The organism is Paenibacillus albicereus (assembly GCF_012676905.1).
GTDB lineage: Bacteria > Bacillota > Bacilli > Paenibacillales > Paenibacillaceae > Paenibacillus_O > Paenibacillus_O albicereus.
This window is the reverse complement of the sequence record NZ_CP051428.1, coordinates 1,755,893-1,774,176: the sequence shown is the minus strand read 5'-3', so window position 1 is coordinate 1,774,176 and position 18,284 is coordinate 1,755,893. Positions and strand designations below refer to the sequence as shown.

At 64.3% G+C, this 18,284-nt stretch carries 12 protein-coding genes; 1 reads left to right on the top strand and 11 read right to left on the bottom strand.

Translation table 11 applies throughout. The annotated features are described in order from the left end of the window. Window positions 1–260 precede the first annotated feature (260 nt). From HGI30_RS07655 to HGI30_RS07605, 11 genes are all read right to left on the bottom strand, one after another. Window positions 261–1,631, bottom strand: coding sequence for an extracellular solute-binding protein (locus HGI30_RS07655; protein ID WP_168907085.1), 1,371 nt, complete (start codon window positions 1,629–1,631; stop codon window positions 261–263). 33 nt (window positions 1,632–1,664) lie between these two features. Beyond that, on the bottom strand, window positions 1,665–2,639 hold the full coding sequence (locus tag HGI30_RS07650) for a substrate-binding domain-containing protein (RefSeq protein ID WP_168907084.1): 975 nt from the start codon (window positions 2,637–2,639) through the stop codon (window positions 1,665–1,667). Window positions 2,640–2,653: 14 nt separating this feature from the next. Continuing rightward, window positions 2,654–4,447, bottom strand: coding sequence for a cache domain-containing sensor histidine kinase (locus HGI30_RS07645; RefSeq protein ID WP_168907083.1), 1,794 nt, complete (start codon window positions 4,445–4,447; stop codon window positions 2,654–2,656). After that, the gene (locus HGI30_RS07640; protein WP_168907082.1) at window positions 4,444–6,048 is read right to left on the bottom strand and encodes a response regulator transcription factor; all 1,605 of its coding nucleotides are present in this window, start codon (window positions 6,046–6,048) and stop codon (window positions 4,444–4,446) included. The genes HGI30_RS07645 and HGI30_RS07640 overlap by 4 nt, the downstream gene beginning before the upstream one ends. A gap of 143 nt (window positions 6,049–6,191) precedes the next feature. Continuing rightward, window positions 6,192–7,181 (bottom strand): YhcN/YlaJ family sporulation lipoprotein, encoded by a 990-nt coding sequence (locus HGI30_RS07635; RefSeq protein WP_168907081.1) that lies wholly within the window; start codon window positions 7,179–7,181, stop codon window positions 6,192–6,194. Between the two features lie 162 nt (window positions 7,182–7,343). Then, window positions 7,344–10,394: a beta-galactosidase, LacZ type gene (locus tag HGI30_RS07630; protein ID WP_168907080.1), complete on the bottom strand. Its 3,051-nt coding sequence runs from the start codon at window positions 10,392–10,394 to the stop codon at window positions 7,344–7,346. Window positions 10,395–10,415: 21 nt separating this feature from the next. Further along, window positions 10,416–11,240 carry a carbohydrate ABC transporter permease gene (locus HGI30_RS07625; RefSeq protein WP_168907079.1) on the bottom strand — a complete coding sequence of 275 codons (825 nt, stop codon included), beginning with the start codon at window positions 11,238–11,240 and terminating at the stop codon, window positions 10,416–10,418. Beyond that, window positions 11,237–12,127 (bottom strand): carbohydrate ABC transporter permease, encoded by an 891-nt coding sequence (locus HGI30_RS07620; protein WP_168907078.1) that lies wholly within the window; start codon window positions 12,125–12,127, stop codon window positions 11,237–11,239. The genes HGI30_RS07625 and HGI30_RS07620 overlap by 4 nt, the downstream gene beginning before the upstream one ends. A gap of 83 nt (window positions 12,128–12,210) precedes the next feature. After that, window positions 12,211–13,503 (bottom strand): ABC transporter substrate-binding protein, encoded by a 1,293-nt coding sequence (locus tag HGI30_RS07615; protein WP_168907077.1) that lies wholly within the window; start codon window positions 13,501–13,503, stop codon window positions 12,211–12,213. A 167-nt stretch (window positions 13,504–13,670) separates the two neighbouring features. Then, complete coding sequence (locus tag HGI30_RS07610; RefSeq protein WP_168907076.1) at window positions 13,671–15,467, bottom strand: cache domain-containing sensor histidine kinase; 1,797 nt, start codon at window positions 15,465–15,467, stop codon at window positions 13,671–13,673. Beyond that, window positions 15,464–17,050: a response regulator transcription factor gene (locus HGI30_RS07605; protein WP_168907075.1), complete on the bottom strand. Its 1,587-nt coding sequence runs from the start codon at window positions 17,048–17,050 to the stop codon at window positions 15,464–15,466. The genes HGI30_RS07610 and HGI30_RS07605 overlap by 4 nt, the downstream gene beginning before the upstream one ends. A gap of 219 nt (window positions 17,051–17,269) precedes the next feature. On the opposite strand from HGI30_RS07605, the gene HGI30_RS07600 reads away from it, so the two are divergent. After that, entirely contained in the window at window positions 17,270–18,283 is a 1,014-nt protein-coding gene (locus tag HGI30_RS07600) for a ketoacyl-ACP synthase III (protein ID WP_206110042.1), read from the top strand. Window position 18,284: the final 1 nt, after the last annotated feature.

Genomic DNA, 18,284 nt, shown 5'->3' with positions numbered 1-18,284 from the left:
ACCCTCCCGATTGGATCTGTTTTGGCCGATGCTCGCTTTTCCGACGGCTTGCCGGTAGAGCCACCGCCTATATGTATCGTAAAGGGGATCGCTTGCGCGCTCTATGGAATATCTTCCGTAAAATCTTTAGTATTTTATGATTTTTAGTTTCATCGTTTTGATAGGAAATGTCATTTTATGCACATAAGCAGCCGCCGTCTTTCCCGACGCCATAGAAAAAGCCGCTTCCGTTGCCGGAAGCGGCTCTTTCCTGGCTTCGCTCAATCCACGTCCTGCTTCATCGCGATCGCTTGGAGCTCCTCCAGCGCCGACTGCGGCGAGTATCGCCCTTGGAGCACGGCGCTGCCGAGCTTGCGGGCCGCGTCCATCACGTTGCTCCAGCGCGGCTGCTCGATCGGCACGAAGCGCGCGCCGCCTAGGTCGTCCAGGTTGGCGCGCATCTCCGCATCGCCTTCGGACAGCAGCCTTCCCGCCGACAGCGTCACCGGCAGGAACCCTTCCTGGCGCACCATGTCGGCATAACGCTCGTCCTCGTACAGATACTGGATGAAGGCGGACAGCGCGGCCGGGTCGGTATGGCCCGTCTTGAACGAGACGAGCACGTCCTGCACGCCGAACGTCATCGGCGGCTGGCCGTCCTTGACCGGAATCGGTCCCCTGCCCCATCGCAGTCCCGGGAATTCCTTGGGCACGACGGAGCTGAAATAATTGCCCGAGATCATCATCGCGAGCCCGCCGCCGCCAAGGATCCGCTGCTTCTCGTCCCGCGTCTTGAGCCACGGTTCGGCATCGGTGAGGCCGGCGTCGTACATCGACTTGAGCAGCTCCAGCCCCTCCACGTTGGCCGGCTGGTCGATCGCCCACCGGCCGTTCTTGATCCAGCCGCCGCCCGCTCCGTAAAAGAAATAGCTCAGGTAGGAGTGGATCTCGTTGTCGGTCATGTCGATGCCGAAGCCCTCTCCGTGCCCGCCCTCCCGCACGAGTCGCGCGTCCTCGACGAGCTCCGACCAGGTGCGAGGCGGTCCCGCGATGCCGGCTTGCTCGAACAGCTCCTGATTGTAGTACAGGCTGCGGACCGAGGCGACGTACGGAAGCGCGGCAAGCTGTCCTTTGTAGGTGTCGCGGGCGAGCAGCGAAGGCTGCAGGTTGTCGAGGAACGAGTCCGGCAGGATTTCTCCCAGATCGTTCAGCAGCCCGTCCGCCGCGAAATGCGCGTAGAAATTGGCATTCAGCAAATCGGGCGGCTCGCCCTGCGCGAGCATGTTCGTGTAGACGCCGTCAAGAATGTCCCAATTGACGACCTGGAGCTCGACGCGGATGTCGGGATGGAGCGACTCGAAGCCGCTTACGATATCCTCGAGCAGCGGCTTCGTCTCCGTGCTGTATTCGGAAGCGACGAACTTGATGAGCGCTTGCTGCGGCTCCGGCTCGGTCACCTTGGGCGCGGGAGAGGACGAGGAGCAGCCTGCCAAGAGCGCGGCCAGAGCGAGCGCCCAGGCGGTCCGCTCGATCCGCCGCCGGGCCGCCGTCCGCAGCGGAGCGGCAGCACCAGCCTGCCGCTCCGGCGCAGGTTCGGGACGCTGCGGGCGCGCGGACCGCGGCGATGCTTTGCCCGCGACGTCATTCGTCATGGCATAGCGCCTCCTTTTCAACGGACGATGGATTCATGATACGAACGGAAACAGCAGCTTCTGATTCTCGGGCTCGTACATGTTGGCCGACGTGATCGTCGCGGACGGGATGTCCACCCACTGCGGACGCTTCCTGCCCTGCATGACGGCGCTAGCCGTCTCGACGCCGAGATACCCCATGTTGAACGGGTTCTGAACGATCAGCGCATGCATCCGCCCCCGTTCGAGCAGCTGGATCTCCGGCAGCGAGCTGTCGAAGCCGATCAGCTTGACGCTATGAGACAGTCCCTGATCCTCCAGGGCGCGAGCCGCGCCGCTCACCCCGACATCGGTCAAGGCGACGATGCCGTTCATGCCGGGATAGGCGACCGTAAGCGACTTGACCGTCCGGTACGCCTGCTCCTCGGACTTGCCGACGTCGATCGTTCCGAGGCTGAACGCCTCTCCCGGCGGGAGCTTCTCCAGCACGCCCTGGCGGCGCTGGCTCGCCACGACGGAGTCGTCGTCGCTCGTGATGAAGGCGTAAACGGGCTTCTTGCGCTTGTCGGGAGCGAGCATGTCCGCCGCGACGCGGCCTTCCTCGACATGATCGCTGGAGACGTAGCTGTCATACGGATGGCTCAGCAGCGGCGTATCGATGACGATGAGCTTGATGCCGGCCTTGCGGCAGGCGTCCAGCTCCTCCGACAGCCGCTCCTCGGCTATCGGCGCGAGCACGATGGCCTCCGGCCGGGCCGCGATCGCCCCCCGCAGCAGCTCCTTCTGCTCCTCCGCCGCCTCCGCTCCGGTCGGACCGAGCAGCTCGAGCGCCACGTCCAGCTCCTTGGCCGCCGCCAGCGCGCCCGAGCGCACCGTCTGCCAGTAAGAGCTGTTGACGTCCTTCGTCTGCAGGATGACGATGATGCCGCCTCCGGCATCGGCAGGCTCCGAGCGCTTCAAGCCGTTCCAGACGACGAGCGCGGCGAACAGCAGCAGCAGGAGCGGCAGCCACAGCTTCTTGCTTCCCATCGGCATGACCTCCTTCAACGGACCTTCGGTATCGTGATGGCGACGCAGGTTCCTTCGCCGGGCTCGCTCTCGATCGACACGCCATAGCCGGCTCCGAACGTGAGGACGATCCGTTCGTTGACGTTGCTGACTCCGATATGGTCGCGTCCGTCGTTGTCGCGAGCGCTCGCGTTCAGGACCGCCTGCACCGTCTCCTCGTCCATGCCCTTGCCGTTGTCTCTCACCGTGAATCGGATGGAGTCTCCGTCCACCTCGGCGGCAATCTGGACCACTCCTCCTTCCGGCATGTTCTTGATGCCGTGATAGATCGCGTTCTCTACGAACGGCTGAAGCAGGATACGAGGCGACTTGTACAGGTGCAGCTCGCGCGGGATGTCGATCTCGTAGTCCAGCATGTCCCGATAGCGCATCTTTTGAATCTGCAGGTAGCTGGCGATATGCTCCTGCTCGATGCGGATCGGCACGAGCTCGTCGTCCTTGGCGATGCTGGCGCGGAACAGCTTGGCCAGCGCCGAGGTCATCCGCACGACCTCCTCGTTCTTGCGCTGCTCCGCCATCCAGATGATCGAATCGAGCGTGTTGTAAAGAAAATGCGGATTGATCTGCGATTGCAGCAGCCGAAGCTCCGTCCGGCGCTTCGTCTCCTCGGTCTGGATGCGCTCGTCCATGAGGCGCTGCGTCTGGCCGACCATCATGTTGAACGTCCGCTCCAGCTGTCCGATCTCGCTCTGCTGCTCCACCTCGGCGCGCACCTCGAAGTTGCCTCGCTCGACCTGGCGCATCGCCGCTTGCAGCCTGCGGATCGGGCGGGTGATGCGATGGCTCAGCAGCAGGCTGATGAGCAGCGTTCCCGCCAGCGCGGCCGCGGCCCAGAGGAGGAAGGAGTTTCGCATCGCGTCCGGTTCGGCGATCAGCTCGCTGCGATAGGCGACGCCGACGATTTTCCAGCCGAAGTTGCTGTCCTGCACGGAATACAGCCTCTCGCCGGCGCCGTCATCGACGAGGAAGCTGCTTTGATCCGCGGAGAGGATGCGCTCGATCGGCTCCTCGCGCAGCTTGCTGTACAGCAGCTGCTGCTGGGGGTGGTACACGATGTTGCCGGCGCTGTCGACGATGAACACGTAGCCGCGCGAGCCGAGCTTGACGCTTCGGCAGATTTCGTTGATGACGTTGAGCTTGAGGTCGACGAGCGCGATGCCTTGGCCGGTCATTCCGTTGCTGTTCTTCAGCTCGCGGCTGAGCGAGACGACCCATTCGTAATCGCCGGAGACGACGTTCTGCACATGCGGCGCCGAGATGACCGAGCGTCCGCCGGCGCGCGCCGCTTTGACATACCAATCCTGCTCGCGCAGCTGCACGTACGGATTGAGCGTCGTCAGCCTGCGGTCGGACACGTTGCGGCCGTTATAGCCGAACACCATGATCGAGGCGATGTCCTTGCGGGTGTACAGCAGCGATTGGAACAGGTCGGAGATGCTTTTCTCGTAGGTGCGGATCTCCTCCCGGCTGAGGAAGGGATTGTCCGACAGATAATACTTGACGTCCTTGTTGGTGAAGATAAGCAGCGAGATGTTCTCCATGTTGTCGATATACGACTGGATGTTCTGGCCGACCTGCTGGATGACCTCGCCCAGGTAAGCCTGGGAATTGCTCAGCACCGCCTCTTCCGACAGCTTGTAGCTGTTGAGGCTCGTGATGCCGATCGCCGCGAGGATCAGGATCGAGAATGCGGCCGAGATCGTGCCGTGGATCGTGCGGAGCGGCCGCAGCCCGCGCTTCAGCCAGTCGGGAGGCCGCAGCCTCGTCATGCCTGCCCCCTCGCCTGCTCGCGGTATTCGCGCGGCGACAGGCCGGCATGCTTCTTGAAGGCGAGGCTGAAGTAGTTCGGATCGGAGTAGCCGACCCGCGCGGCGATCTCGTACAGCTTCAGCGGCGTGTTCTCCAGCAGCTCCTTGGCTTTGGCCATGCGGATTCGCGTCAGATATTCCACGAACGTCTCGCCGGTCTCCTGCTTGAACATCTGGCTGAAATAGCTCGTGCTCATCAGCGCCTGCCGCGAAATATCCGACAGGCTGAGCCGCTCGTCGGCGAAATTCTGCTCGATGTACAGCAGCGCTTGCCCGATCTGGCTGCGCCCGAGCCGGCTGCGGCCGTCCGCAGCGGCTTTGGCGCCCCGCACCGCGAGCGCCGTCAGCCATTCGCCGACTTCATCCAGCGTCGGGAGCCGATGCGCCTCGGCGAACAGGCTGCCGGGACTGTCGCCCAGGCCGCTTTCGTCGACGCCCATCTCCTGCAGGACGCTGAGCATCGTGACGAGCGCACGCTGGATCTCCAGCTGGCAGGAGACGAACGGCGCCCGGGACTGCTTGAGCCGCTCCGCAAAATCGCCGAAAAGCTGGCGCAGCTCGGCCGGCGAGCCGGTCCGCAGCGCCGCTCCGAGACTGCCGGACCAGTCCTCGCTGGCGGCCGGCGGAGCCGATGCGCCCTCGAGCTCGACGATGCTGAGCACCCGGTCGCGGCCATAATGGAAGCGGTAGTCGAGCGCCGCAAGCGCGCTTCGGTACGCCTCCGGCAGCTCCGCGAGGCGGTCCGCAGCCCGGCCGAACGCGGCCGACATCGCGTAGCCGAGATAGTGCTCGACCTCCCTGCGGATCGACCAGGCGATGCGCGAGGCCTGCTCGTACAGCTCTGCCGGCGGCTTGCCCGACAGCAGCACGGCGATCCTTTCTTCGCGGGTGCGGAAGCAGATCGCTCCTTCAAGGGCGGCGATCTCCTCGGCGATGTTGTAGCCGGCGAAGCGCAGCAGCTCCCGATCCGGCTCCGTGCCGCCGGTCGGACCGCCGTCGTAGTCGAGCAGCAGCGCGACCAGCGGCGGCTGCAGCGGCGGCAGGCCGAAATAAGCCAGCCGCTCCTCCGCGTCCTGGGAGCCGGCACCGGTGGCGGCAAGCCGGTCCAAATACCGCTCCCGCAGCAGCGGCAGGCTTTGGATCAGCTGGCTGCGCAGCCTGTCCACATCTTCCTTGCGCCGCTTCTCCTCGTCGAGCTCCGCGCGCAGCCGATCGAGCAGCTCCCGCGTCTCGCTCGCGGTGATCGGCTTGAGGATGAAGTCGTATACCTTCATGCGGAGCGCCTGCTGGGCGTAATCGAACTGGTCGTAGCCCGTCAGGATGATGATCTTGACGGCCGGATGGCTGGCCGAGATGCGCGCGCTCAGCTCGAGGCCGTCCATGAACGGCATGTTGATGTCGGTGAGCACCAGATCGGGCCGGATGCGCTCGACCGCCTCCAGCGCGTCCCGGCCGTTGGCGTAATCGCCTGCGAGCTCGAAGCCATGGCTGGCCCAGTCGATCGTATTCATCAGCCCTTCGCGGACGATCGGTTCGTCATCCGCCAGAATCAGCTTGTACATGTCTGGCGCCTCCTGCTGCTTGATCGAATATGTACACATAGTGATCGCGCCGCCCGTTTTTGTCAATGCTGCAAAAAAAAGCCGCCCTTCTCGGGGGCGACTGAAGGCGCTTGGCGCATCGGCTGCGGCCGCTTTCGCTGCTTTTATTTGAAAATATGCGCGTCCAGGCCGCTGAGCTTCTTCTGCGTACCGGCGCTGCCGTCGTCCACGTTCGGAAACACCCGCTCCACCATGGCATTGAACTCCGCCAGGTACGGCTGGATCGGATGGCCCTGCTTCGCGTCATTGTCGTAACCTTGCATGCGGCTGAAGAAGTCCGGGTTGGAGGAGACGAACACCTTGTCGATGCTCGGCATGCTCTTGCGGACCGCATTGGCGACTTGCGTCTTGAACCCATCGTTCAGGCTCCGGGCCATGTAGATGTTGTTGTTGTCGGCGAGGCCGTCCATCCTATGCCCGCGACGGTTCGTCGCCGAGGCGCCTCCGTAGCCGTTGGAGCCGTTGGACCGCGAGCTGTACCCGTTGTTCTCGCGCTTCTCGCCCATCCGGCCGTATTGGTCGATCGTGTTGTCGAATGCCTGGCCCATGCCTTGGCCCAGCCGCTCGCTCATGCGGTCCATGCTGCCGTTCAGACGGCTCTTGCCGCTCTCCATGCTCATGCCGCTCTTCATACCCATGCCGCCGCTTTTGGCCGTCATCCGGCCATCGTTCGAGGCGATCGGGCCCGTGTTGGAGCTGGAATAGCCCATCTGGGTTCCCGAGCGGGTATTGGTGCTGCCGACGATGCTCTCGCCCTTGAGCCCGATCGCGACATAAGCGTTGTCGTTGGTCGTCATGACGTAGGCGTCGCGCACGCCGTCGATCTTCTTGACCGTTCCGGCGATCTGACGATTGGACTTCAGATGATAGTTGCGATGATTGCCGATGATGTTGTTGCCGTTGAGCTGGCGGCCGTCGACGCGGTTCATCTCGTTCATGTTGTCGTCGGCGAAGCGCTTGTCCAGCAGGCGGTAGTTGCCGATGTTGCTGTTCCGGATGTTCTTGTTGCCGAGCTCGCCATGATGCGTGCCGCAGCCCGCCAGAGCTGTAGTCAGGACGACGCCGGCCGCAAGCACTTTCCAGGGATGCTTCATTCGAAAACCTCCATGTCATGGGCGTCCGCTCCGCTCGCGGGAACGGCTGTAGTAGTGTCGCCCCGGGCAGGCGGCCGTATGCGGAACAATCGCTGGCAGGAAAGCAGCCGGCTGCCGGCAACGAAAAAAAGCCCTCCATGAGCGGAGGGCTGCTGCTGGCCGTCAGTCCTGGCTTGGCCCGAGGATGAACTCGAAGGCGTAGTCCTGATCGGACGGAATGCGGAACTGCGGATGGACCGGGGCTCCCCAGCTGTCGTCGCCGCCGACGCCGAGCTGCCGGGCCGCGATCGTCACGTTCGTGAAATGGACGGGAGGAAGCTCCCAGACATGGGCGGCGTTCTCCAGCTCCATCGCGCTGTGCGGCGAGACGTTGCACTCCAGCGGCTCGGAGGCCGCCGAGACGGCGAAGCCTTTGCCCTCGGCGTCCAGGACGTCCAGACGGCGCACGCCGGTGCGGTTGCCCGACTCCTGCGGCACGAGGTAGCGGGACGGAAGGTCCGCGACCGCGCGGCTGAACGTGCCGAGGCGCGCTCCATGGCTGCGGTCGGAGTAGTTCTCCTCCGGACCGAGCGCCAGCCAGCGCGTCTCTCCCAGGTCCGCCGACGTCTTGAACGCAAGCGCCAGAATCGGCAGGTCCGGCAGGCCGGCGGCGCCTTTGTACGCGGTCCGCACGCGGATCGTGCCGTCCGCGCGGACCGTGTAGGCGACGGATAGCTCTACGCCCGGCGCCGTGCTGAAGACGTAGCGATACGCGACCGTGGCCGTGCCGGCTTCCTGCGTCAGCTCCCAGACGGCGCAGCGGCGCGCCATGCTGGCGGCCAGCCAGGCGCCGTGCGTGAACGGCATGCCCGTGCCCTTGTCGTTGTCGGTCGACGCGCGCCAGAACAGCGGCATCGGCGGCGTCTCGACGAGCTCCCGGCCGCCGTAGCGCAGCGAGACGAGGCTATGCGCCTGCTTGGAGAACAGCGCCTGCCAGCCTCGGCCATAGACGCCGATGTTCACGTCGCCCTCCACGACGGAGACTTCGCCGGCGGGGAGCGAAGGCTCGGCGGCGTCCGCAGGCTCGACGCGGATGATCGTCTGGCCGAACGCCACCTCATGGCCGGCATCGGCCCAGAGCTGATCGTCCCGCAGCCGCAGCGACGCCTCGATGACGTATTCGCCCGGCGCGTCCATGCTGCCCTCCGGCAGCCCGATCGGCACGGAGGCTTCCTCGCCCGGTCCGATGTCGAGCCCCGCCGATTCCTCATGGAGGATGACCCCGTCCCGCAGCAGGCGGCTCACCAGCTCCAGATGGCCGGTGCCCGCGAACAGCGCCACGCTGCGGATCGCGACGGACTCGCGCGACGGCGTCAGGCGGTAGCTCCGATACAGGAACTTGACCTCCTGCATCTTGGGCGAGACGGTGCCGTCGGCATGCACGATGCCGTTGCCGCAGAAGCTGTAGTCCGTCGGGCGGTCGCCGAAGTCGCCGCCGTAGGCGAGATGCTCGCGTCCGTACCGGTCCTTGCGGACGAGCGCCTGGTCCATGTAGTCCCAGATGAAGCCGCCCTGATAGAGCGGATGCTTGTCCTCGAGCTCGGTGTACAGGTGCATGCCCCCGACGGAATTGCCCATCGCGTGCATGTACTCGCAGCTGATGTACGGCTTCTGCGGATCGTCGCTCAGATACGCCTCGATGTCGGCCGGCTTGGCGTACATGCGGCTCTCCATGTCGCTCGCGTCGTCGAACTCGCGGTCGTGGAACACGCCCTCGTAATGGACGAGGCGGCTCGGATCGCGCTCGCGGAAATAGGTCGCCACGCTGCGGATGACTTCGCCCGCGTACGATTCGTTGCCGCAGGACCAGATGACGATGGACGGATGGTTCTTGTCCCGCTCCACCATGCTGGCCGCCCGGTCGAGGACGATGTCCCGCCACTCGGGAAGGCTGCCCGGCACGTTCCACGACGGCTCGACCGCGCCCATCTTCTGCCAGGAGCCATGCGTCTCCAGGTTCATCTCGTCGATGACGTATAGCCCGTACTCGTCGCAAAGCTCGTACCAGAGCGTCTGGTTCGGGTAATGGGACGTGCGGACGGCGTTCATGTTGTTCTGCTTGAGGATGCGGATGTCGCGGAGCATGTCCTCCTTGCCGATCGCGCGGCCCGTGCGGGAGTTGAACTCATGGCGGTTGACGCCGCGGAAGACGATGCGCTTGCCGTTGAGGAGCATCAGCTTGTCCTTGAGCTCGAACCGGCGGAAGCCGGCCTTCTGCACGATCGCCTCGACCAGCTCGCCGCCGGGCGCGTGGATCGTCACGAGCAGCGAATAGAGGCGCGGCAGCTCGGCGCTCCATGGCTGCACCTCGCCTGCGTCGAGCACGGCCGAAGCGCGCGCTCCGTCCAGCGGCAGCGCGGCGCTTTCCGCCACGACGGCTCCTTGCGGATCGCGCAGCCGCAGCCGCGCGTAGCTGCCGGCGGGAGCTTCGGCCGCCAGCCGCAGCGAGGCCGACAGCGTGCCGAGGCGGTACGTCTCGTCGAGGTCGGCGCGGACCTCGAGGTCATACGCGTGGATGTCCGGCGTCGTGTACAGATAGACGTCGCGGAAGATGCCCGAGAAGCGCCAGAAGTCCTGATCCTCCAGCCAGCTGCCCGTGCTCCGCTGGTAGACGGCGACGGTGAGGCGGTTCGTCCCGCTGCGGACATGCGGCGTCAGGTCGAACTCCGACGGCGTGAAGCTGTCCTCGGCATAGCCGATGAACTGTCCGTTCAGCCACACGTAGAAGGCCGTCTCCACGCCCTGGAAGGACACATGGACCGGACGGCCGTCCATCGATGCGGGGAGGTCGAACTCCTTGACGTAGCTGCCGACCGGATTATGCTCCGGCAGCTGCGGCGGACGGAGCGCCTCCACGCCGTCCCAAGGGTACATCGTATTGACATACTGCGTCTGTCCCCAGCCCTGGAGCTGGATGTGGCCCGGCACCTGGATCGTGCTCCAGCCGGCGGTCGAGAAGCCCTCGGCATGGAAATCGGCCGGACGGGACGACGGATTGGCCGCATAGTGGAACGACCAGCTTCCGTTCAGGCTGTGGCGCATCTTCATCGGCGCGCCTGCCTCCGCCTCCTCCACGGTGGCGTAGTAGCGATGGTCCGAATGGGCGTCCAGCCGGTTCACCTTGAAGACGGCGGGGTCGCCCAGCCAGTCCAGCGTTGCTTGTCGATCTGACATCGTACGATTCTCCTTTGCGGTTTACTTGACGGACCCGACCATCCCGGCGACGAAATGCTTCTGCATCAGGAAGAACACGAGCGCGGTCGGCAAGGTCGAGACGACGATCGCCATCATGATGATGCCGTAGTCCGGGGAATAGCTCGAGCCCAGATTCGAGATCAGCAGCGGGATCGTGCGCTTGTCGGGCGTCTGCAGCACGACGAGCGGCCACAGATAGTTGTTCCAGCTCGACATGAACGTGATGATGGCGCCTGCGGCGTAGCTGGTCTTCATCGTCGGCACGTAGATCCGGAAGAACAGGCCCAGCTCGCTCAGTCCGTCCACCCGGCCCGCTTCGAGCATGTCCTTGGGGAACATCTTAGAGCTCTGGCGGAAATAGAAGATCAGGAACGCCGTCGTGAACGTCGGCAGGATGACCGAGGCGATCGTGTTGATGCCGATGGCCGGCAAGAACCCCGAGATGCCCGCGAACATCTGGAACAGCGGCACCATGATCGCGGCGAACGGAATCATCATCGAGACGAGCAGGATGTTGAACACGATGTCCTTCGCCTTGCTGCGGTAGATCTCGAAGCCGTAGCCGGCGAGCGAGGCGATCAGCAGCGCCAGCAGCGTCGTCGTCACGGAAATCTTGGCGGAGTTCCAAAGCGCCTGTCCGAGCTCGACCTGCTCCGTCAGGTTGCGGAAGTTGTCCAGCAGGCTCGAGCCCGGCAGCAGGCGGCCGTTGGACACATCGATCGACTTGTTCGTCGCGCTGGAGAGGATCCAGAGGAACGGGAAGATCGAGATGCCGGCCGCGAGGGTCAGGAACAGGTAGATCGGCGTTCGTTTGAGCGATTTCATTTCTTATCACCTGCCGCTTTGAACTGAAGGATGGAAAGCAGCACGATCAGCACTACGATCGTGTAGGAGACGGTAGCCGCATAGCCGAAGTCCGGGGTGTACTTGAAGCTCAGGTTGTAGATGTACTGGGAGATCGTCATCGTGGCGTTGCCCGGCCCGCCCTTGGTGATGTTCATGATCTCGTCGAACAGCTGCAGCGTGCCGATCGTCGACGTGATGGAGGTGAACAGGATGATCGGCTTGAGCATCGGCGTCGTGATGGAGAAGAACTGGCGCACCGGAGATGCTCCGTCGATGCGGGCCGCCTCGTAGATGGACGGGTCGATGTTCTGCAGCGCGGACAGGTAGAAGATCATGTTGTAGCCGGTCCAGCGCCAGGTGATGGCGATGATGATCGTGATCTTGGCCAGCACGGGATCGGTGATCCATTGCAGCGGCGCGTCGATCAGATGGAGCTTCAGCAGCGCCTGGTTGACGAGCCCTTCCGCGCCGAACAGGTACTTGAATACGACCGAGTACGCGACGAGCGAGGTGATGGCGGGCAGGAAGATCGCCGTGCGGAAGAAGCCCTTGAAGCGCAGCTTGCTGTCGTTGAGCAGCACGGAGATGAACATCGCCAGCAGGATCATGACCGGAACCTGCACGATCAGGTACAGGGACGTATTTTTAAGCGCCGTCCAGAACACCGGATCGCTCGCCAGCCGCTTGTAGTTGTCCAAGCCGGTCCAGTCGATCCGCGCTCCGGTGCCGGATTTGAACGACAGCAGCAGCGCCTGCAGCATCGGGTAGAAGTAGAAGAGGAAGATCATCAGCACCGCGACGGAGACGAACATCCATCCCGTCCATCTCGGCTGAAGTCGATTGCGGACGATAGCCGTCTGTTTCATTCGATCGGCTCCTTTCTAGGAGGAAAATGGACCGTGACGAAGCAAGCCGTCCTCGCGGACGGCCTGCTTGCCTGACGGTTGGATTAGCCCAGCTGGGACTCCGCTTGGGATTGGGCATCGCTCAGCGCCTTGTCGAGGTCCGCGCCGCCCAGGTAAGCCTGCATCGCGGTCACGAGGATGTCCTCGATCGCATACGTATGCATGCCGTAGTTGACTTGAGGAATGTTCTGCGTCCAGGCCGCGAAGTCGCTGACGACCTTCTGTCCGCCGAAGTACGCATCCTCCTGGTTGTACGCTTCGCCTTCGGTCGCCGCCTTCAGCGTGCCGATGACGCCGACGTCGGTGACGAGCTTCTGGTACAGGTCCGCGTCCGAGCCGAGCGTCTGGGCCAGGAATTCGGCCGCCTTCTCCTTGCCGTCGACGTTGAGCACGTACCACGAGCTGCCGCCCAGGTTGGAGGCGTTGACCGAGGAAGCGGTGTTCTTCAGCTTCGGCATCGGAACGACGGCCCATTGCCCGGACTGGGAAGCCTCCGCCTTGACCGACGGCGTGATCCAGTTGCCGGTCGGCACGGTCGCGACGTCGCCGGTGTTGAATCCGGCCAGGAACTGGCTCCAGTCGGAGATCATCTTGACGGTGTCGGACTCCATCAGCTTCTTGTAGGTCGCGAACGCGTCCTTCAGCGCCGCGTTGTCCTTCAGGCTCGGCGTCGTGCCGTCCTCGGCCGTGTACCAGGCTCCCGCCGACTGGATCATCATGCGGATGAGCCCGAGGTCGTTCGGGTCCTGCGTGAGCATCGCCTTGCCGGTCTTTTCCTTGACGGCCTTGCCGATCTCGATGAACTGGTCCCAATCGATGTTCTGCAGGTCATCGACCGAGTAGCCGGCCTGCTCCATCAGGTCCTTGCGCACGTACAGGCCGGTCACGCCGGTGTCGAACGGCACGCCGTACTGCTCGCCGTCGAGGCTCGTCGAGGCGATCTTGTACTCCGCGAAGTCATCCGATTGAATCAAATCGGACATCTTGTAGAACGAATCGGGATAGGCTTGCAGGAAGCTTTGCGCCCGGTAGTCTTCGATCAGCACGACGTTCGGCAGGCCGCTCGTCGTTCCGGAGTTGAGGCCCGTGTTCAGCTTCTGGATGATGTCCGCCTGGGCGTATTCGATGATGTCGACGTTCACGTCCGGATTTTCAGCCGCGTAAGCTTCCTTCGCCAGCTTCATCGCCGCGATGTTGAAGTTCGGATCCCATGCCCAGACCGTGATGTTGTCGCCGCCGTCCGGGCTTTGGCCCTCCTGATCGCCATTGTTGCCGCTGGAGCAAGCCGTGAGCGCCATGACGCCGGCGAGCATGGCGAATGCCATCTGTTTCTTCATCGTGCAGATCCCCCTTCTCATGCTTTAGGAAAGCGCTTGCCTTCACCAAAAATCTTATCAAAAACCGGAATTCCGCCGTTAGGACGATCTCTATGGAGTTTGGTGGTTTTAGAGCAAACCGCCCCGGAAGGGGCGGTTGCGATTGGTCTTTTTTTTGGCTTTTTGGATTATGTTTCGCTTTCGCCAGGCCCGGCCCCGGATTTTTCCGTAAACGGCAGCCGGACCTGCACGCGCGTCCCCTCGCCCGGCTTGCTGCGGATCGTGACGCCGTAGTCCTTGCCGTAGAGCAGCAGGATGCGGGCATGGACGTTGCGGATGCCGATGCCGCTGAACAGCTGGCGGTTGCTCTGGGAGTCCGGCAGGCTGTCCTGCCCTCCCTGCAGGTCCATGCCGTCGCCGTTGTCGACGATCTCGCACAGCATCGTCCCGCCTTCGCGGGCGACGATGACGTAGATGTAGCCGCTCTCCCTCTCCTTGAACGCGTGGAAGAACGCGTTCTCCATGAACGGCTGCAGGATCAGCTTCGGCACCTCGGCGCCGAGGCAGTCCGGCGAGATGAAGTAGTCGACCGCGATGCCGCTGCCGTAGCGGATGCCGTTGATGAAGGCGTAGTCCTTCAGGTTCTGCACCTCCTGCTCCACCGTGATCGTCTCCTCCACGTGGCTGATGGAGTTTTGCAGCAGCGAGATGAGCGCATGGATCGTCTCGGTCGCCTTCTGCTTGTCCTCCCGCTGGACGAGGATGTTGACGGAGGCGAGCGTGTTGTACAGGAAATGCGGATTGATCTGCCGCTGCAGCGCGGCGAGCTCGGCGTTGCGCTGCTCGCGCTGGGTCTGGACGAGCTGCATGATGTAGGCATTCAGCTCGTCGAGCATGTAGTTGAACGCCGTCCCGAGCTGGCGCGTCTCGTAGCTGCCGCTGACGGGCATGTAGTTGTGGAAGTTGCGCTTCGTCACGCTCGACATCTGCCGCACGAGCAGGCGCAGCGAGCGGGTGAGACGGCGCGAGATGAGCAGCAGGATGAGCAGCGCCGCGGACACGATGGCGGCGCCGATGAGCACGATCTGCGTCACCGGCAGCATGTCGCGGATGAGCTGCTTGTCGACGAGATTGACGATGTAGAAGTCGTACTCGGGCAGATGCTGCGACACCATCAGCCGGCTGCCCTCCCCGCTTCCGATGGAGAGCGAGTCCAGCCCCTCCACGCGGATCCGCTCCGCTCCGGCGAGCAGCTGCGCGTCGCGGCCTCCGATGCGGCCGGTCAAGTTGCTCGAGACGATCGTGCCGTCGCGGTCGAGCACGAGCAGGTCGTTGCCGGTGCTCGCGAACGTGCTGTAGAAGCGGCTGAACTCGCGCTCGGGCAGCATGAAATAGATCGTCCCGTACGGCTTGCCGGTCGTGCGGGAGATCAGCTTGCGCGTCGCCGTGAGCACCGGCTCGCCCGCCGTCCCGTCCTGCTCCAGCAGCAGCCGGTACGTCAGCCGGCTGGCGTTCTCCGGCTGAGCTTCGGCCAGCGCCTGCCGCTTCAGCGCGGCGGCCGATTTCGTCCAGTAGGACCGCTCGCTGAAGAAGCTGCGCGCGCCTTCGCCGAGGATGACGGTGCCGACCTCGTTCTGATCGAGGCCGGCGGCGATCCGGGTCATCTGCGCGGTCATGGAGTAGTAGGCCTTGTGCTCGTTCAGCGAATTGCCTTCCTTCTGCGTCAGGAAGCTGCGGATCGTGCTGCTCTGCGCCGCCTCGTTCGAAGCGCTCAGGATGGAGTAGTGGAACGCCTCGAAGTTGCGCTTGATCTGGCTGACGACCTTGGCGTTGGTCAGGCTGAACGTGTCCAGGAACAGCTGCTGCGACACATGCACCGTCACCCACGAGGTCATCCCTCCGACGGCGATCGTGCTGACGACCATGATGAGGAACATCTTGCCGAACAGGCCGATCCGGGACAGCCGGCTGCCGGCTTCCTTCATCGGATGTCCCTTCCTTCCTGGGCCGACCTGCGGTACTGGCTCGGGGACTGGTCCATGTACTTGCGGAACACCTTGGTGAAGTAGCTGTTGTCCGCATAGCCGACTCGGGTGGCGATGTCCGCGATCGTGCCGTCGGTATCCGCGAGCAGCCGGCATGCCTGCTCGATGCGCACGCGGTTCACGTGCTCGCTGAAGCCTTCCTTGTTGTGGCTGGCGAAGTAATTGGACAGGTACGACGGGCTGAAGTGGAAATGCTGGGCTACGTCCGCCAGATGGAGCGGCTCGGCATAATGCTCCTGGATGTAGGCGAGCAGCTTCTGCATCGCCTGGCTTCCGCCCGGCCGCTGGCGCGCGGCGACGCAGCTCTCGGCTTCCTCCAGGAAGCGCAGCATCGTCTGCCCGGCCTCCTGAGCGGAGCGGGCTTCATGGATGTCGCGGAAATAGGCGTACTTGCGCTCGTCGAGAGCGGCCGCCGGGTACTGATGGCGGAGCAGCGCGACGATGACGTGGAACAGATGATGGCCGATGAAGGACTTGAGCTCCTGGACGCGCATGCCTTGAAAACCGTCCAGCGACGCGGCGAGCACGCGCAGCCGGGCGAACGCCGCCTCGAACTGCTGGCCGCCGAGCTCCGCCTCGAAGGCGGACGCATCGAACGGAGCGCCGGCATCCGCTCCGGCGCTGGAAGGAAGCGTCGCGAAAAACCGCCGCTCCGGGTGGAAGAAGCGGCGCTCCATCAGGTCCGGCAGCCGCTCGATCGCCGCATGCAGTCCGCTCAGGGAGTCGAACGGCCCGGCGAGCGCGCCGAGCACGGGCCAGCCGGCTTCCGCTGCGGACGCTTCGAGCCGCTCCAGCCATGCCTCCAGCAGCGGCAGGTCCGCCGGGTCGAAGTTGAGCAGCGCCCGGACCAGGTCCCGGCCCGCCCCGAGCTCCGCTGCGGCCGCGAAACGGCCGGCCTCAGGCAGCTCGGCGAGCTGGGCTTCGAGCCGCTCCTTCCACGCCGCCGACGTGCCGGAGGCAGGGCTGTCGGCATCGAGCCTGGCGCCGAACACCGCGAAGGCGGGATGCGGCAGCTGCTCCTGCAGCAGCCTCGCTCCGTCGGCGCCGTCGCCGAGCGGAAAGCCGGCGGCCGCCTTGTCGAGCAAGGCGCGAAGCGACTGCTGCTTGGGGCCGCCCATCCGCATGCCGCGCAGCTCGGGAATGCCGGCGGCCATTTTCTTGAGCGCGGCCAGCAGCTTCTGGGCATCGAGCTTGGGCTTGAGGATGTAGTCCTGCACGCCGCTCTGGAACGTCGAGCGCACGTAGTCGAACTCGCTGAAGCTGCTGAGCACGATCATGCGGATCTCCGGATGGCGGATCCGCACTTCCCGGGCCAGCTCCTCCCCGTCCATGACTGGCATGACGATATCGGTGATGAGGATATGCGGGGACAGCCGCTCGATCAGCTCCAGCGCCTCCTTGCCGTTGGACGCCTCGCCGACGATGCGGAATCCCTCGCTTTCCCAGTCGAGCAGATGCTTGATGCCCTGACGGGCCAGCAGCTCGTCATCCACGATCAATACGTTGCAGGTCAGTTCGCTCAAGCCGACGCACCCTTTCTACGGTTCTCCATTTTTTATTCTGTCTATTCTAACGGACAAGCATGCGGACGTAAACGAGAGGCGAAGTCAAGGGCAGCCTGAGGAACGCAAGCTTTTGCAAGAAGAGACGCTCCTTGACGGATGCCGCCGATGAAGTTATGGTAGGTACTAGTACCAGATACTAATATTGATTGGCATTCATCACTCAAAGGAGGCACTCTCATGAATCGAACCCGTCCAGCCGGCGCGCTGTCCACCCCCGCAAGGATTACCGCCATCGGCTCTTACGTCCCCGATCAGGTGCTGAGCAACGCCGATCTGGAGCGCATGGTCGATACGAACGACGAATGGATCGTGCAGCGCACCGGCATCTCCGAGAGGCGCATCGCCGCCGACGGCCAGTTCACGAGCTCGCTCTGCATCGAGGCCGTGCGCGATCTGCTGCGGCGCTATCCGAGGGCGATCGACGATGTGGACTACATCCTCGTCGCTACGGCGACGCCGGACATGAGCTTCCCTTCGACAGCCGCGCTCGTGCAGGCGGAGTTCGGCATGCGGAGAGCCGGAACGGCGGACCTGTCGGCCGCCTGCGCCGGCTTCGTGTCGGCGCTCCATATGGCGGGCGGACTCATCGCCGGCGGGGCCTTCCGCAAGATTCTCGTGCTCGGGGCGGAGACGCTGTCCCGCATCACGGACTATACCGACCGCACGACCTGCATCCTGTTCGGCGACGGCGCGGGCGCCGTGCTCGTCGAGGCCGGCGAGCCGGACGAGGAGCGCAGCTGGCTCGCCGCCCACGCCGCCACCGACGGCCTGGACGGCCATCAGCTGTACCGCGCGGCGACCGCCGATCGGATCGGCGGGCAGGCCGTGGACATCGGCGGCAAGCTCGTGCAGAACGGCCGGGCCGTCTACCGCTGGGCGGTCTCCCGCGTGCCGGAGGAGATCGGAGCCTTCCTGGACGAAGCGGGCGTGTCGCCGGAGGAGATCGACTGGTTCGTGCCGCACAACCCGAACATGCGCATCCTGGAGGCGATGAGCGGGCGCACCGGCATTCCGCTGGAGCGGACGGTCACGACGCTCGCGCGCACCGGCAACACCTCCGCCGCGTCCATCCCGATCGCGCTCCGCGAAGCGGCCGCCGACGGAAGGCTGCAGCCGGGCCAGCTCGTGCTGCTGTACGGCTTCGGCGGCGGGCTCACGCAGGCGGGGCTGCTGCTCCGCTGGACGCTGTAGC

What these genes read in the sequence shown, in the direction of transcription:
- HGI30_RS07655 (WP_168907085.1), bottom strand. Translation starts at nt 1,631, where the DNA reads ATGACGAATGACGTCGCGGGCAAAGCATCGCCGCGGTCCGCGCGCCCG.
- HGI30_RS07650 (WP_168907084.1), bottom strand. Translation starts at nt 2,639, where the DNA reads ATGGGAAGCAAGAAGCTGTGGCTGCCGCTCCTGCTGCTGCTGTTCGCC.
- HGI30_RS07645 (WP_168907083.1), bottom strand. Translation starts at nt 4,447, where the DNA reads ATGACGAGGCTGCGGCCTCCCGACTGGCTGAAGCGCGGGCTGCGGCCG.
- HGI30_RS07640 (WP_168907082.1), bottom strand. Translation starts at nt 6,048, where the DNA reads ATGTACAAGCTGATTCTGGCGGATGACGAACCGATCGTCCGCGAAGGG.
- HGI30_RS07635 (WP_168907081.1), bottom strand. Translation starts at nt 7,181, where the DNA reads ATGAAGCATCCCTGGAAAGTGCTTGCGGCCGGCGTCGTCCTGACTACA.
- HGI30_RS07630 (WP_168907080.1), bottom strand. Translation starts at nt 10,394, where the DNA reads ATGTCAGATCGACAAGCAACGCTGGACTGGCTGGGCGACCCCGCCGTC.
- HGI30_RS07625 (WP_168907079.1), bottom strand. Translation starts at nt 11,240, where the DNA reads ATGAAATCGCTCAAACGAACGCCGATCTACCTGTTCCTGACCCTCGCG.
- HGI30_RS07620 (WP_168907078.1), bottom strand. Translation starts at nt 12,127, where the DNA reads ATGAAACAGACGGCTATCGTCCGCAATCGACTTCAGCCGAGATGGACG.
- HGI30_RS07615 (WP_168907077.1), bottom strand. Translation starts at nt 13,503, where the DNA reads ATGAAGAAACAGATGGCATTCGCCATGCTCGCCGGCGTCATGGCGCTC.
- HGI30_RS07610 (WP_168907076.1), bottom strand. Translation starts at nt 15,467, where the DNA reads ATGAAGGAAGCCGGCAGCCGGCTGTCCCGGATCGGCCTGTTCGGCAAG.
- HGI30_RS07600 (WP_206110042.1), top strand. Translation starts at nt 17,270, where the DNA reads ATGAATCGAACCCGTCCAGCCGGCGCGCTGTCCACCCCCGCAAGGATT.